2 protein-coding genes are annotated in these 1,180 nt (G+C 73.1%); both read right to left on the bottom strand.

Features of this window, described 5'->3' with window-relative positions; translation table 11 throughout:
• A partial coding sequence (locus AB0M20_RS44775) for an NAD(P) transhydrogenase subunit alpha (protein WP_364307703.1) occupies positions 1–786 on the bottom strand: 786 nt, incomplete at its 3' end.
• A complete protein-coding gene (locus tag AB0M20_RS44770) occupies positions 746–1,108 on the bottom strand; it encodes a hypothetical protein (RefSeq protein WP_364307701.1) in 363 nt (120 codons plus the stop codon). The genes AB0M20_RS44775 and AB0M20_RS44770, both read right to left, overlap by 41 nt.
• Positions 1,109–1,180 lie beyond the last annotated feature (72 nt).

Below are 1,180 nucleotides of genomic sequence, written 5' to 3'. Positions count from 1 at the left end.
GGCGGGGCCCTGGCGGGCCGCCCCCCCGCCCGGTCCCTGTGCCGTCGTGATGACGTTGTCGAAACCGGCGATCGCTGCGTTCAGGGCCTGCTGCTGCAGGGCGGTCTCGTCCGCGCTGAGCCGGCGCGCGTAGCCGCCGTCGCCGGTGGCGGCCGGCGTTTCCAGGGTCAGCACCGCCGCGCCGGTGGAGGCGATGTCCCCGCGGGCCGCCTCCCGGACGTCGTATCCGGTGACGATCGCGCCGAGCCGCCGGGCGGTGGCCAGAGCCTGCAGGCCCGCGATCCCGGCACCGAGCACCAGGACCCGCGCCGGTCGCGTGGTGCCGGCCGCGGTGACCAGCATCGGCAGGAATCCGGCGTACGCGTCGGCCGCCACCAGCGCAGCCTTGTAGCCGGCGACGTTGGCCTGGGAGGTGAGCGCGTCCATCGCCTGAGCGCGGCTGAGGGTGCGCGGGATCAGGTGGAAGCTGACCGCTGTGACACCGGCGGGGACCGGCGGGCGGTCGGTCAGCAGCCCGATGAGGGTCTGCCCGGCGCGGAGCTCGTCGAGGTCGGCCGGTGTGCTGACACAGAGCAGGACGTCGCTCTTGGCGTACACCCGGCCCCGGTCCGCGATCTCCGCGCCCGCCGCGGTGTAGGCCGCGTCATCGTGCCATGCGCCGGCACCCGCCTCCGACTCCACGAGGACGTCCAGGCCGGCCTGGCGCAGGCGCCCGACGTCCGCGGGCACCAGCGCCACCCGTCGATCACCCGGGACGGTCTCCCGCAGAACGCCGATGGTCGTCATCGGCCGGAGTGTAGTGGGAATTTCGCCTTCTGTGATGACCGGCGGTCAGGTCCGCCAGATGCTCGAGGACGCCGGGCAGACCCGCGTCGCGGAACGCCCGGCGTTGCCGGTCCGCGCCGGTGCCCTCCCGGCGGATCCGGCCGAGCCCGGCGTGCACCTCGTCCCGGTCGCCGTGGCGCCGCAGCGCACCGTCGACGACGGCGACGAGGTCCTCCACCAATTCCCAGGCCGGCCGGGGCCGCGCCGATCGCGGGTCGAAGAGCGTCCCGGCGATGCCGGACCGCGCGGCGGTCCAGTGCGCGGCCCGGAGCATGTCGTCCACTCAGTCGTGACAACGCGCAAAAACTATCGTCATTTATGAGTATCGAACCTCAAATAAGACTTTGGGATATAC

Source organism: Actinoplanes sp. NPDC051633 (genome assembly GCF_040681735.1).
In the GTDB taxonomy this organism is placed as follows: Bacteria; Actinomycetota; Actinomycetes; order Mycobacteriales; family Micromonosporaceae; genus Actinoplanes.
The sequence above is the reverse complement of the archived record's forward strand: the minus strand, read 5'-3'. Positions and strand labels throughout refer to the sequence as shown.